Here is a 13133-nt window from a genome sequence, read left to right on the forward strand (position 1 = left end):
TCCTATCTAGACTACTTAATACCACAAATATAAAAAAATATACATAGAAATAAAATTTTTAAACAATTGATAATTAAAAGATTTGCAAAATTTATTTTTTACAAAATCCTAAAATGCGATATATTAAATTTTCAACGATACATCCTTTTTATTAAAAAAAATAATATATATTCTGTTTATCAGTAAATTATATTTAATAGTAGTCTAGATAGGACTACAAATATGTACTTTTTATATTTCTAACTAAAAAAATTAGTTTTATGTTTATTAACGAGACGGAATATTTATCTCTACGCAAAATCAATTATGCGTTTAAAATATGATGCAAATTACATATTTAACTTGACCAACCTTCCTAAGACGTTAAAATCAAAGTTTAAAATATAAATAGAATACTAATAAATCTATACCCTTTACCATGAATAAATAACAATAACCAATTCTAAATCACCACCAAATGCAAACTAATCAAACTATGAAAATACCCTATTACAAAAATGATTGCAATGATATTACATTTTTAAAATATTCTGAAAAAATATCGCAATGTCACAAGTTATTAAATAAAGATGTTCGAACCTATTGCCATCTTGTTAATACTTATAATACAACTTTTGCTAAAAACAATCTTCTAGCATACGACACCTTTAACCAATACCATCGATTTGTAATAAGTCCACAACTAGCGAGCTATTACAAGCTTGTAGAAATACAGTTATGAAATGGAAAACAGCACCATATCTAAAAACTCATAACTAAATATTAATTTCATGCTTGTTACCAATAAAAAGAGCGTAGTTCGAAAAATGAATCTTCTGCTAACTATTCTTGCATTAATTTTTTGCGCAACCGTTGTAGGTTTTGTTCTAAAACCTTTAATCAAATATAATTTTAGAGTTCCATTTTTAATATTGATGATAATATTAATTATGGTAATTTTTAATTCAATTAAAAATTTAAGGATATTTCAATTTGAAAATATAGGATCGACATTCAGTATTAAATACTATCACCCATTTAAAGGAGGTATTATATTTCCTTACCTTGAATTTCCTATTTCTAATATAAAAAGGTTCAAAATAGAAGAAAATTTTTTAAAATCCGACCTTCTTAAAATTGATGTTCTTGTAAAAGAGAACAACAGAATTATAAAAATTAAGCTAAAAATTTCAAACCTCAAAAACAATGACTACCGAAAAATGGAAAACTCTTTAAAACCAAACTATTAAATGAAAAACCCGCCATTTCTAGAATTATTAGTAAAGTTATGATTAATCATAATTTCTTATTTCTAATAAATCTTTCTATCATTCTATATTAAATCTCCAAAACATTAAACTAATAATATGAAATACTTAAAACGTACATTTTCTCTATTTATGAAATTTCTCCAAAAAAAAATTTTTATCAGCAAAGAAGTTTGAGTATCGTACTATCATTTTACAAATAGTAGAATTGTAAAATACAAACAGCCTTCACTATAATTATTAAATTTAAAAATATGATCGAATTATCCAGTCAAATCGTAAATCATGGATTTAGCTTCAATTCTTTATCACAAATCATTGAGAGAAACAATTATACACTGAACTTTACAACATTAAAATTTAATTCTATTTTCCTTTCAATAGACGACTTAGAGATTAAAGTAGGAAATGAGCTCTATCAGATTGAGGGAGGGAATATAGTATTTTTAGGTCCTCAACAAAAATTTGAGTTAGTAAATACTGATGCAAAAAACTTATATATTATCGCTTTTTCATCAACCTTTTATGAAAGTCCTACTAAAAATATTTTACTAAACTCAGAAATTTTTTCCAATAATACATGTCATATCTTTGCTGATCCTTATTTTTGTAATGACAAACATAACAAGGTATTTGTAATCGAGAGACTTTTGAAATTTTCACTTAAAGATAAATTATTATTTAAGTCGGTAGTTCATAATACCATAGAATCACTTTTATTAAATGCATACTTTCATAAAAATTATCTTAAAAAAAATAATGCCTCTTACACAGTAACCACAAAATGACCACATTCACCTCAATCTGTCTGATGCAAATTCCTTTTCATAAATCGTCTGAATTTCTTTCTTGGTAAGATATGGACGTTCTACTACCTTAAGCTTTGCTTTGTAGCCTAGAAAAGGATCTTTAGAGAGCCAGCCATTCGCTATACATAAGCAAATGATCTTTTTAAAATTCTTGATGTATTTTACAGCAGTATTGTTTGCGCATTTACGCACACTATGAAGCCAAAAATCATAATCCATTATAAAAGCATGATCAATTTTTGTGATGTCAATATCAGAAGTTTTATATTTCCAGATTAAAAATTCCTGCGTATGCTTTAACGATGTTTTATAACGCTCCAATGTTCCCGGGGCAAAATCCTGACCTACCAGTGCTTCCACTTTATCATTATGATCCTGAAAAATAGGAATGAGCATTCTTGTGGAAATATCGGTTCCAAGTAGTTTAGATTTTAAACTCTCTGATGTTACAAAGTCTTCTTCTTTCAGCATCAGGTAATGAGAATCGTAAACTTGCTGTTCCAAAGTTTTAAGATAGACATTAAGCGTTTTCGCCTCCTGAGAGTTGCCAACTGCTTTATGTGCTTTAACATCCCATTTCTGTGGGTCGATGTACCTTTTAGCGGCAATGTCAGCTGCCTTGCCATCTATCGTTATTCTTAAGTAGATGGGAGCAGTTCCGTTTGTTCTAATTTTATTCTTTTTTATAAAGAATAACAGGTTGAATGTTTTGTTCATAGTGTGGTAACTTTAATTGTTAATAATTTACTTTTTGTTACCACTTTCTGCAAGATGTACAATCGTTAGACTGCCTATTGGTCGGGCTTCCCTGAATTTTTCGTGACCTATTTTCAAATTTTCAGGATAGGTCACGAAAAAGGTCATATAAATCGTGACCTTTTTTGATTTTTTTTTACTCTAGCGTAAAACAAAAAACGCTGTAAACATTGATGTTTACAGCGTTTTAGCTTATTTTAGTATCTCTACCAGCGGAGAGAGAGGGATTCGAACCCCCGGACCTGTTACAGTCAATAGTTTTCAAGACTATCGCAATCGACCACTCTGCCATCTCTCCTGAACTGCGACTGTACTGTCGTTTTCAGTGGTGCAAATATAGGACTCTTTTCAATATCTGCAAAACAATTTCAAATTAAATTTATTTTAAATTAATAATCCATTAAAAATCAGTCGAATTATTTTAAATTGAAATTAAATCATTGCAACAAAACCTGAGATTTCATTCCTATTATAACTGCAGCAAAACCTAAAACTATGCTCAAAACTACATATAAAAGTAGTGTTGTGTATTGTTGATTTTGCCATAATGAATAATTCTCAACAGAAAAAGTAGAGAAAGTAGTAAAACCTCCACAAAATCCTGTAATGAGTAGATATTTTAGGTAATTATCATTCTTCATAAAATAAGAAGTTAAGAATCCAATAATAAGGCATCCCATTATATTTACCAAAAATGTCCCCATGGGAAATGAATTTACATTCCACAGTTTTTGGGTATAATTTGACATAAGATATCTTAAGATACTTCCAAATCCGCCACCGAGAAAAATGAACAGTATGTTTTTCATGATAAAAAGAAACGCACCAAGAGGTGCGTTTTTATATTTAAAATTTGACAATTAGTGTAATTCAGCCAAATATTTTTCAGCATCCATTGCTGCCATACAACCGCTTCCTGCCGCTGTAATCGCCTGTCTGTAGATATGATCCTGAACATCTCCTGCCGCAAAAACTCCGGGAAGATTAGTACGTGTAGATCCTTTTTCAGTAAGAATATATCCGTTTTCATCTAAATTGATCTGTCCTACGAAAATATCGGTGTTCGGTTTGTGACCGATTGCGATAAAAATTCCGTGAACATCAATTGTAGATTTTTCCTGAGTCTGGTTATTGATCACAACAGCTCTTTCAACCAAATTATTCTCACCTTCAATACCAATTAATTCATGGTGAAATTTCACTTCAATATTCGGTGTATTTTCAACTCTGTGAATCATTGCTTTTGATGCTCTAAATTCATCTTTTCTTACCAACATTGTTACTTTGTTGACAAGCTTTGCAAGATAAGTTGCTTCCTCAGCGGCAGTATCTCCGGCTCCTACAACCACAACATCCTTTCCTCTGTAGAAAAAACCGTCGCAGGTTGCACAGGCAGAAACTCCTCCCCCATTATATTTTTTTTCGTCGTCTAAACCTAAATATTTTGCAGTAGCACCTGTAGAAATAATTACTGTTTTTGCAAAAAGCTCTTTATTTCCTGCATATAACTTATGAACACCGCCAACTTCTTTGGAAAATTCAGCTTTGGTGATCATTTCGTAATGAACTTTTGTATCAAATCTTTCTGCTTGTTTTTGCAGATCCATCATCATTTCAGGACCTGTAATTCCTGCAGGATATCCAGGAAAATTATCAACTTCGGTAGTTGTCGTTAATTGTCCACCCGGCTCAAGACCTGTATATAACTCAGGCTTTAAGTCTGCTCTCGCTGCATAAATTGCTGCTGTAAAACCAGAAGGTCCGGATCCTACGATGATACAATCTAAAATATTTTGCTCCATAATTAGCTTTTCAAAAAGATTTAAATTTTTAAGATGACAAAGTTCGTAATTTTTAAGATTTAATTAAAGAAAAATTAATGATAGTTTTCAATAATAAATATGTCGATTGTCAATTGAGACTGTCAATAAGTAAAAGTAGAATGTGTGTGTTCAAAATCTGTCACAAATTGACTAGGAAATTAACCATTCATACTTCATCCACTAAACCTTCATCTTAATTTTATCAACATTAATAATTTTATAAACCAATTCCTTAATCAATTCTGCCTCACTCATATTCACAGCTCCCAAACCTTTTCCTTTCATATCAAATTCGCGGAGAATGGAAATCACTCTCGTAGAATGTTTTAGCGGATATAATCTCGCCGCTTCTGCATAATCTTTAAGAAAATAAGGATTAACTCCCATTTGCGAAGCGATTACTTGTGGTGGCTGACCAGTCATTGTACTGTAAACAATCACATTAGAAAAATAATTATAAAGACTTGAAAGCAACATTACGAAAGGATTATTTTTTGGATTTTTACCCATAAAATGAGCAATCTTAAACGCAGCGTTCGCATTTTTTGTTCCCAAAGCTTTCTGAAGTTCAAAAACATTGAATTCTTTGCTAATTCCGATGTGGTTTTCAACAATGGTTCCATCTAAAATCTGATCTTCTTTCAGAATAATTTTCAGTTTTCCCAACTCATTTGAAATTCTGGAAAGATCATTTCCGAGATATTCTGCGAGAAGATGAGAAATATTCGGGGCTGTTTTTATTTTAAGTCTGAGACATTCATCGGCAATCCATTTCGGGAGATTGTGATCTTTGAAAGACTCGCTCAAAAAAAGTGCGTTTGATTTGTCTAAAGATTTAGTAACCTTCTTTCGGCTGTCTAACTTTTTGTGTTTGTGAGCAAAAACCAAAACCGTAGATGGAACAGGATTTTCCACGTACGCTTCCAGAGCTTTGCTTTCTTCATCATTAAATTTTAAATCCTGAGCTTCCTTTACGATGATTACCTGCTTATCGCCCATCATCGGAAACTGTCTCGCCAGAGAAAGAACTTCCTGATAGGTTGTATCTTTTCCGTACGTTACAGTTTGGTTGAAGGCTTTTTCGTCTTCCTCCAGAAACTCGTGTTCAAGAGCTTTTACGGCAACGTCAATAAAGTAGGGTTCTTCTCCGTGAAAAAAATAAATCGGTAAAACTTCTTTATTTTTAATATTTTTGAGGATTAAATCTAATTCTTTCATCTTAATAAATGGAACTTCCCAAACTGAATTTTCAGGAAACTTTTGATTTTAAATTCAAGAAAGACAAAGATAAGTTTTTTATCTATGATTTGGTTCGTAAAACTTACCTTTTGCTTACTCCTGAAGAATGGGTAAGACAACATTGGATACATTATTATCTTACAGTAAAATCTTACTCTGTATCGGCCCTGATCACAGAAAAAAAAATCGTTCTCAATGGTTTGACTAAAAGAATTGATCTTTTAATTACGGAAAAAGCACAGCCTGTAATTCTTATCGAATGCAAAGCGCCACAAATAAAGCTGACCGAAAAAACTTTCGAACAAACCGCACGTTACAATTCTATTATCGGAGCAAAAGAAATTGTTCTGACAAATGGTTTACAACATATCAATGCTTATTATGATAATGGAGAATATCAGTTTTATAAACCCTGAAAGCTTTTATAACGTTTTATTCATCTCATTGTAAGTTATTTTTGTTAATTTAGATAAAGGATTTATTTCAAATAACAATCATGCACAATTTTTGTCATTCCGTAGGAATCTCGGCTCGAATCTAAAAACATTGCTTAGATTCCTTCGGAATGACAAAGAAGCTGTTAATTTAGTGATGAAAATTTGCAAATCTGACAAAACTCCTAGCCCCGATTGTAGTGGAAATCTTTTTTTGAAAAAAAATTGACTACGTCGAAGCACTTGGTTAGATTTGAAACGAAAAGCGGGAAATTGCTTCAAAAAATAAACTGCAATTCAACATAGTCAATAGTTCTTAAAAAATTAAATTACAAATATGATACGCTCAATTTTATTATCCACATTTCTTTTTACTTCAACAACAGTTTTCAGCCAAAATTTAAAACCCGTTTCTTATCAGGACGGTTCGCAAAAACTGAACGGTTTGGTTACGTCAAATGCAGGAAAAAAACTTCCCGGAGTGTTGATTCTTCCCGCCTGGAAAGGAATTGACGATGAAGCGAAAGCTGCAGCCGCAGATTTAGAAAAACAAGGGTATGTTGCATTTATCGCAGACATTTACGGTGAAGGCAATATACCGACAGACAATGCTTCAGCGGCAAAAACAGCCGGATTTTATAAGAAAGATTATGCTGCCTATCAAAAAAGAATTTCTCTGGCCTTGGAACAACTGAAGAAAAACGGTGCAATTTCTGATAAAATTGCAGTGATCGGTTATTGTTTTGGGGGAACCGGAGCTTTGGAATCTGCAAGAGGAAAATTACCGATTGTAGGTGTGGTTTCTATTCACGGAAGCATCGGAAAAGATCAATCAAGACCAAATGAACCCATTTCAACTAAAATTTTAGTAGAAAATCCCGCAGAAGATAAAGGGGTAACTCCTGAAGATTATAATAACTTGGTGAAAGAAATGAATGAAGGAAAAGCAGACTGGCAAATCATTACTTACGCCAATTCAAAACATACTTTTACAGATCCGAAATCAGCAGATTACAATCCAGTGATGGCGAAAAGAGCCTGGAATCACACGCTTTTGTTTTTAAAAGAAATTTTGAAGTAATTGAACTATAATAAATTAAAAACAACCTCATTGATTGAGGTTGTTTTTGTTTATAAATCACTGGTTGCATTACAATTAGAACACCACCAGTACTCAGTTTCTCTATCTTTCAACTTTATTTTTGATTTTTCTTCGCAGTTTTCACATACTTGCTCATCACTGTCAGTCTGCTTCGCTTCATAATCGCAACTAAAGCAACTCCAGCTCGTCAAATGAGTTTTCCCGTTGATAAACCAAGTAAATGAATTTTCTTTGCATTTAGGACAAATTTGTAACGCCATATTTTAAATTATTTCTTGTTCTCTATTCACTAAATCCATAGAAAAAGCAGGAAGACAAATTGCAATATATTCACAAGGTTCTGAGAACGGATTACTGTAACGAATTCTTGCTCCTTTTTCAATCAAAATACTTTGTCCTTTTTCTAAAACTACAATTTCATCATCAATTTCAAATTGTTTTTTCCCTGAAATAACGATTGTAAATTCATCAAATTCAGGAGTTTGGTGAGGCTCGCTCCAATTTGGAGGCGCAATCATGTGAGCTATAGAAATATTTGGATTCTGTGTGGAATTTCCCCAATGTTCTTCAATTAATTTTCCATCATCTGTAGGAACTACAAATGGTGATTTCTGAATTTTATATTTTTTCATTATTAATTATTTTTATTTACAATTTCATACACAAAATTGGTTCTTGTCGGTTCACCAAAATAAGCAACTTCTTCTTCATTAACCTTTTTCCCGCCCAATCTTTCTAAAGCAATCTGTGAGCGGAAATTTTCTTTTCCGATGTGAAAGTAAACTTTGTCTACAAATTGAAAAATATAGTCCAACATCAGTTTTTTAATCTGCGGATTGATCCCTTTTCCCCATGAATTTGTTCCGTAAAATGTATATCCGATGAAAATACTTTTTTCAGATTCATCAAAATCATAAAAACGGGTGCTTCCTAAAATATCACCTGAAGATTTTTCAATAATTTTAAAAGCACCTTTACTTTCCATTGCGCCTTTAAAAAAGTTTTCAAAAACTTCTCTTTTGTAACGGTCTTTATTCGGATGTTGTTCCCAAACTTTCGGATCTGAAGCAACCTGGTATAACAATTCAAAATCCCCTTGTTGTAAGGGGATTAATTGATATTCCTGATTTTCTAAAATAGTCTGAATTGGAAAATTCATCATTTAGCTTTTTGCTTTTGCAGCGTCAGATTCTATTTTTTTGATTTCTTTCAATTTTTCAGCAATTTTTGTTACCGCTTCTGGTTTTGCAGGTTTCAATGGAACTTCTGCCTGAGCCATATCCCATTTAATCACTAAGTTTCCGGAATTTTCGTCGGTTGGGTTTAAAGTAATTTCAAACCACTCTTGTTTATCTGCCAATTTATTTACCGGAACTGTAACGTCTACAACATCCTGTTTAGGATCGTAAGTATAAGCGCCCCACTGTTGGAAATCTTTATTTAAAATGACTTTCCATTCTTTTTCGGTAGGTACGATAAACAAACCGTAAGTTCCTGCAGGAACCATTTTTCCACCAAAATTCACCGACTGTCCGAATGTAACTTTTGTTGATGAATTTGCTCCTGCTCTCCAAACCTGTCCGTAAGGAACCAATTCTCCGAAGATTTTTCTTCCTTTCACTCCCGGTCTTCCGTAATCGATGCTGATCTTAGACATAGAAAACTGCTGCTCTACCTTCTGACGCGGGCTCGCTGCCGGTACCGAATAGTCCTGTGCAAAACCGAAAGCCGAAGCCGAAATGCAAACTGCGAATAATAATTTTTTCACTTTTTTTAAATTTTGATAAAAATACGAAATGGATGTTAGAAATTTGTTTTTGAATGTGATAAAATTTGTTAAATTCAGAAGAAAATTTTATACGTTTAAAATTCTTTTTGTCTGCTCAATATATCTGAGATTATGATAAATAACAAAACGAGGTATATCTCCTAATTTTAGTTTAATTAATTTAGAAATACTTATACTTATTTTTACTTTATTTAAATTGACATTTTTCGATTCATTAATTGATTCATTAATTGATTCTGCTGAGTAATAAACTCATGCAAAACTTCTTTGTCAAGATTACGATCAGCATACCGAAATTGATACTTTTCTAAATGAAATGGATTCAAAATATGGTGTTTAAGATTACTATTTCACATGAAGCTAAAATAGATGTTGAACATTCTTATCTCTATTACCAAACGAAAGTAAATAAAAAGGTTGCTAACAACTTTTTGAAAGAATTCAAAACTATTATAGATGTGATTTCAAAAAGTCCATTTTTCAAAATTTGGTTTGATAATTTTCGTGCTAAATCAATGAAAAAACATCCTTTTCTACTATTCTATATTGTGGATGAAAAAGAAAAAACAATTGTTATAGCAAGAGTTTTTCATACTTCACAACCCTGAACAATATCCGTAAATAAAAAATCCCCGCAAGAAAACTTACGGGGATTAAATTTATTTTATTTTTTGAAAACTACATCGTCTCCATTTTAAAACTCATGCTTTCGATCACTTTCAAGATCGCTTCAACTGTATCCATTGATGTTAAACAAGGTACACCATTTTCAACACTCATTCTTCTGATCTGGAAACCATCTCTTTCAGACTGTTTTCCTTTTGTCATCGTATTGACAACATATTGAACTTTTCCTTTTTGAATCAGATCGATCAGATTTACACTTTCCTCTCCTATTTTGTACCCTATTTTACAAGGAATCCCTTTTTCTTCAAAGAATTTTGCCGTTCCTTCTGTTGCCCAGATTCTGAAACCAACTTCATGGAATCTCGCCGCCAAATCAGCTGCTTCCTGTTTGTGCTTATCAGCTACCGTGAACAAAATAGATCCGTGCATCGGAACTTTTCTTCCTGCTGCAACTAATCCTTTATATAAAGCTTTTTCCAAGGTTGTATCTTTCCCCATCACTTCTCCTGTAGACTTCATTTCTGGTCCTAAAGAGATATCGACTTTCGTTAATTTCGAGAAAGAGAAAACAGGAACTTTTACGAAAACACCTTCTTTATTAGGAACCAATCCGTTTTTGTACCCTAGATCTTTTAGTTTTTGACCTAAAATTGCTTTGGTAGCCAAATTTGCCATCGGAACTTCCGTGATTTTAGATAAGAAAGGAACTGTTCTCGACGAACGTGGATTTACTTCAATTACAAATACATTTCCTTCGAAAAGAACGTATTGAATATTCATTAAACCAATTACATTCAATCCTTTAGCTAATCTTTCGGTATAGTCAACCAAAGTATCGATTTCCGCTTGAGAAACATTCTGTGGCGGATACACAGCGATCGAATCACCGGAGTGAACTCCAGCTCTTTCGATGTGCTCCATAATTCCAGGAATAATTACCGTTTCACCATCGCAAATCGCATCTACTTCTACTTCCCTTCCCGTAATATATCGGTCAACTAAAACTGGATGTTCCGGACTTGCATCTACCGCAAACTCCATGTAATGAGCTAATTCGCTTTCTGTGTAGACAATTTCCATTGCTCTACCTCCCAAAACGTAGCTTGGACGAACCAGAACAGGGTAACCAATCTCGTTCGCAATTTTTATTGCTTCTTCTTTTGAAGTGGAAGTTTTACCCAAAGGTTGCGGAATATTTAATTCCTGAAGTGCTTTTTCAAATTTATCTCTGTTTTCGGCTCTGTCAAGATCTTCAAGAGAAGTTCCCAAAATTTTCACTCCGTAACTTGCCAATTTATCTGCTAAATTGATGGCTGTTTGTCCGCCAAACTGAACTACAACTCCCATTGGTTTTTCAAGATCGATAATGCTCATCACATCTTCTTCCGTTAAAGGCTCGAAGTATAATTTATCTGAAATCGAGAAGTCTGTAGAAACTGTTTCAGGGTTGTTGTTGATGATAATCGCCTCGTAGCCCATTTCTTTGATCGCCCAAACCGAGTGAACAGTTGCGTAATCAAACTCAACTCCCTGACCGATTCTGATGGGTCCAGAACCTAAAACCACTACTTTTTGTTTGTCTGAAACTACGCTTTCATTCTCCTCTTCATAAGTTCCGTAGAAATAGGGAGTTTCACTTTCGAATTCAGCAGCACAAGTATCTACCATTTTATAGACGGGGATGATTCCGTTTTCTTTTCTGAAATTGTAGACTTCACGTTGAGTAGATTCCCATAAATGAGCGATATTCTGATCTGAAAAACCTAATTTTTTAGATTGAATCAGAATTTCTTTATCAAATCTGTTGGCTGCGATCGTTTTTTCGAAATCAATTAGTTTTTTTAATTTCCAGATGAAGAATTTATCGATTTTACTCCAGTCCACAATCTGTTCCCAATCATAACCTCTTCTTAGAGCATCACAAATGATAAACAATCTTTCGTCATCACAAACTCTGATTCTTCTTTCGATATCTTCATCTGTTAATGCCGCAGCCTGTTTAGTTTTTAAGCCTAAATGTCTTAAACCTGTTTCCAGGGAACGAACCGCTTTCTGTAAAGATTCTTCGAAATTTCTTCCGATTGCCATTACTTCTCCCGTTGCTTTCATCTGAGTTGACAATCTTCTGTCTGCCGTTTCAAATTTATCGAAAGGGAATCTTGGGAATTTAGTTACCACATAATCCAAAGCCGGCTCAAAACAAGCATATGTTTTACCTGTAACAGGGTTCATGATCTCGTCTAATGTTAATCCAACTGCAATTTTAGCTGCAATTTTAGCGATCGGATATCCTGTCGCTTTTGATGCTAAAGCTGATGAACGGGAAACTCTTGGGTTCACCTCGATGATGTAATATTCAAATGAATGCGGATCTAAAGCCAACTGTACGTTACATCCTCCTTCAATTCCTAAAGCTCTGATGATTTTTAATGATGCATTTCTCAACATCTGATATTCTCTATCAGAAAGTGTTTGAGAAGGTGCCACAACGATTGAATCACCGGTGTGAACTCCAACTGGATCTATATTTTCCATGTTACAAACCACAATCGCATTGTCGTTTGCATCACGCATTACTTCGTATTCAATTTCTTTGAAACCTGCGATTGACCTTTCGATAAGACACTGAGTAACAGGACTGTATTTTAGACCTAATTCTGCAATTTCTTTTAATTCTGTTTCGTTGGCAGCGATTCCTCCACCCGTTCCACCCATCGTGAAGGCAGGACGAACGATTACCGGATAACCAATTTCTTCAGCGAAGCTTAATGCTCCTTCAACCGTCGTTACAATATCAGATTCAGGAACGGGTTCGTTCAGTTCTCTCATCAACTCACGGAAAAGATCTCTGTCTTCTGCTCTGTTGATCGCAGAAAGCGTAGTTCCAAGAACCTCAACTTTACATTCTTCAAGAATTCCGGATTTTTCCAATTCTACCGCCATGTTCAATCCTGTTTGTCCACCAAGTGTTGGTAAAAGTGCATCTGGACGCTCTTTTCTGATGATGTGACTTACAAATTGAAGTGAAATCGGCTCAATATATACTTTATCAGCGATTTCAACATCCGTCATGATCGTTGCAGGGTTTGAATTGATCAAAATTACCTTGTAGCCTTCTTCTCTCAAAGACAGACAAGCCTGCGTTCCTGCGTAATCAAATTCTGCCGCCTGACCGATAATGATTGGACCGGAACCGATTACTAAAATTGTTTTTATATCTGTACGTTTTGCCATTTTCTTTTTAATTATATGCTAGAAGCTAGATATTAGATGTTAGACTTTTAGCATTGTATTTTTGTTTTGACTT

Annotated in this window: 14 protein-coding genes and 1 tRNA gene; 5 read left to right on the plus strand and 10 right to left on the minus strand. The window is 33.5% G+C overall.

The window, feature by feature from the left end; translation table 11 throughout:
* The first annotated feature begins 806 nt into the window (after positions 1 to 806).
* Together K0R77_RS01895 and K0R77_RS01900 are read left to right on the plus strand one after the other, a co-directional pair.
* The gene (locus tag K0R77_RS01895) at positions 807 to 1229 is read left to right on the plus strand and encodes a hypothetical protein (protein WP_300346665.1); all 423 of its coding nucleotides are present in this window, start codon (positions 807 to 809) and stop codon (positions 1227 to 1229) included.
* Between the two features lie 272 nt (positions 1230 to 1501).
* The gene (locus tag K0R77_RS01900; protein ID WP_300346667.1) at positions 1502 to 2035 is read left to right on the plus strand and encodes a hypothetical protein; all 534 of its coding nucleotides are present in this window, start codon (positions 1502 to 1504) and stop codon (positions 2033 to 2035) included.
* 6 nt (positions 2036 to 2041) lie between these two features.
* On the opposite strand, the gene K0R77_RS01905 is transcribed toward K0R77_RS01900, so the two are convergent.
* The 5 genes from K0R77_RS01905 to holA all read right to left on the minus strand — a co-directional run bounded on the left by K0R77_RS01905 (position 2042) and on the right by holA (position 5853).
* Positions 2042 to 2773: a phage integrase SAM-like domain and Arm DNA-binding domain-containing protein gene (locus tag K0R77_RS01905; RefSeq protein ID WP_300346668.1), complete on the minus strand. Its 732-nt coding sequence runs from the start codon at positions 2771 to 2773 to the stop codon at positions 2042 to 2044.
* Positions 2774 to 3025: 252 nt separating this feature from the next.
* Positions 3026 to 3110 (minus strand) — tRNA-Ser (locus K0R77_RS01910).
* Positions 3111 to 3249: 139 nt separating this feature from the next.
* Complete coding sequence (gene crcB / locus K0R77_RS01915) at positions 3250 to 3621, minus strand: fluoride efflux transporter CrcB (protein WP_300346669.1); 372 nt, start codon at positions 3619 to 3621, stop codon at positions 3250 to 3252.
* A 51-nt stretch (positions 3622 to 3672) separates the two neighbouring features.
* Positions 3673 to 4614, minus strand: a complete 942-nt coding sequence (gene trxB / locus K0R77_RS01920; RefSeq protein WP_300346670.1) for a thioredoxin-disulfide reductase — start codon at positions 4612 to 4614, stop codon at positions 3673 to 3675.
* A gap of 201 nt (positions 4615 to 4815) precedes the next feature.
* On the minus strand, positions 4816 to 5853 hold the full coding sequence (gene holA / locus K0R77_RS01925) for a DNA polymerase III subunit delta (protein ID WP_300346671.1): 1038 nt from the start codon (positions 5851 to 5853) through the stop codon (positions 4816 to 4818).
* Positions 5854 to 5861: 8 nt separating this feature from the next.
* Between holA and K0R77_RS01930 the strand changes: the two genes are divergently transcribed.
* Positions 5862 to 6290, plus strand: a complete 429-nt coding sequence (locus K0R77_RS01930) for a type I restriction enzyme HsdR N-terminal domain-containing protein (RefSeq protein ID WP_300346672.1) — start codon at positions 5862 to 5864, stop codon at positions 6288 to 6290.
* A 355-nt stretch (positions 6291 to 6645) separates the two neighbouring features.
* Entirely contained in the window at positions 6646 to 7389 is a 744-nt protein-coding gene (locus K0R77_RS01935; RefSeq protein WP_300346673.1) for a dienelactone hydrolase family protein, read from the plus strand.
* Between the two features lie 50 nt (positions 7390 to 7439).
* Here K0R77_RS01935 and K0R77_RS01940 read toward each other — a convergent pair whose 3' ends face one another.
* The 4 genes from K0R77_RS01940 to K0R77_RS01955 are packed head-to-tail and all read right to left on the minus strand — an operon-like array spanning position 7440 to position 9178.
* On the minus strand, positions 7440 to 7670 hold the full coding sequence (locus tag K0R77_RS01940) for a hypothetical protein (RefSeq protein ID WP_300346674.1): 231 nt from the start codon (positions 7668 to 7670) through the stop codon (positions 7440 to 7442).
* A 3-nt stretch (positions 7671 to 7673) separates the two neighbouring features.
* A complete protein-coding gene (locus K0R77_RS01945; RefSeq protein WP_300346675.1) occupies positions 7674 to 8042 on the minus strand; it encodes a cupin domain-containing protein in 369 nt (122 codons plus the stop codon).
* 2 nt (positions 8043 to 8044) lie between these two features.
* Positions 8045 to 8569, minus strand: coding sequence for a GNAT family N-acetyltransferase (locus K0R77_RS01950; RefSeq protein ID WP_300346676.1), 525 nt, complete (start codon positions 8567 to 8569; stop codon positions 8045 to 8047).
* Positions 8570 to 8572: 3 nt separating this feature from the next.
* Positions 8573 to 9178 (minus strand): DUF2911 domain-containing protein, encoded by a 606-nt coding sequence (locus K0R77_RS01955; protein ID WP_300346677.1) that lies wholly within the window; start codon positions 9176 to 9178, stop codon positions 8573 to 8575.
* A 332-nt stretch (positions 9179 to 9510) separates the two neighbouring features.
* On the opposite strand from K0R77_RS01955, the gene K0R77_RS01960 reads away from it, so the two are divergent.
* Positions 9511 to 9807 carry a type II toxin-antitoxin system RelE/ParE family toxin gene (locus K0R77_RS01960; protein WP_300346679.1) on the plus strand — a complete coding sequence of 99 codons (297 nt, stop codon included), beginning with the start codon at positions 9511 to 9513 and terminating at the stop codon, positions 9805 to 9807.
* A gap of 70 nt (positions 9808 to 9877) precedes the next feature.
* Here the strand turns inward: K0R77_RS01960 and carB are convergent, their stop codons facing one another.
* Positions 9878 to 13060, minus strand: coding sequence for a carbamoyl-phosphate synthase large subunit (gene carB, locus K0R77_RS01965; RefSeq protein ID WP_300346681.1), 3183 nt, complete (start codon positions 13058 to 13060; stop codon positions 9878 to 9880).
* Positions 13061 to 13133: the final 73 nt, after the last annotated feature.

This window comes from Chryseobacterium sp. (assembly GCF_029240215.1).
Taxonomy (GTDB): domain Bacteria; phylum Bacteroidota; class Bacteroidia; order Flavobacteriales; family Weeksellaceae; genus Chryseobacterium.

What these genes read in the sequence shown, in the direction of transcription:
- trxB (WP_300346670.1), bottom strand. Translation starts at nt 4,614, where the DNA reads ATGGAGCAAAATATTTTAGATTGTATCATCGTAGGATCCGGACCTTCT.
- K0R77_RS01945 (WP_300346675.1), bottom strand. Translation starts at nt 8,042, where the DNA reads ATGAAAAAATATAAAATTCAGAAATCACCATTTGTAGTTCCTACAGAT.
- K0R77_RS01935 (WP_300346673.1), top strand. Translation starts at nt 6,646, where the DNA reads ATGATACGCTCAATTTTATTATCCACATTTCTTTTTACTTCAACAACA.
- holA (WP_300346671.1), bottom strand. Translation starts at nt 5,853, where the DNA reads ATGAAAGAATTAGATTTAATCCTCAAAAATATTAAAAATAAAGAAGTT.
- carB (WP_300346681.1), bottom strand. Translation starts at nt 13,060, where the DNA reads ATGGCAAAACGTACAGATATAAAAACAATTTTAGTAATCGGTTCCGGT.
- K0R77_RS01905 (WP_300346668.1), bottom strand. Translation starts at nt 2,773, where the DNA reads ATGAACAAAACATTCAACCTGTTATTCTTTATAAAAAAGAATAAAATT.
- K0R77_RS01900 (WP_300346667.1), top strand. Translation starts at nt 1,502, where the DNA reads ATGATCGAATTATCCAGTCAAATCGTAAATCATGGATTTAGCTTCAAT.
- crcB (WP_300346669.1), bottom strand. Translation starts at nt 3,621, where the DNA reads ATGAAAAACATACTGTTCATTTTTCTCGGTGGCGGATTTGGAAGTATC.
- K0R77_RS01895 (WP_300346665.1), top strand. Translation starts at nt 807, where the DNA reads ATGAATCTTCTGCTAACTATTCTTGCATTAATTTTTTGCGCAACCGTT.
- K0R77_RS01940 (WP_300346674.1), bottom strand. Translation starts at nt 7,670, where the DNA reads ATGGCGTTACAAATTTGTCCTAAATGCAAAGAAAATTCATTTACTTGG.
- K0R77_RS01950 (WP_300346676.1), bottom strand. Translation starts at nt 8,569, where the DNA reads ATGAATTTTCCAATTCAGACTATTTTAGAAAATCAGGAATATCAATTA.
- K0R77_RS01960 (WP_300346679.1), top strand. Translation starts at nt 9,511, where the DNA reads ATGAAATGGATTCAAAATATGGTGTTTAAGATTACTATTTCACATGAA.
- K0R77_RS01930 (WP_300346672.1), top strand. Translation starts at nt 5,862, where the DNA reads ATGGAACTTCCCAAACTGAATTTTCAGGAAACTTTTGATTTTAAATTC.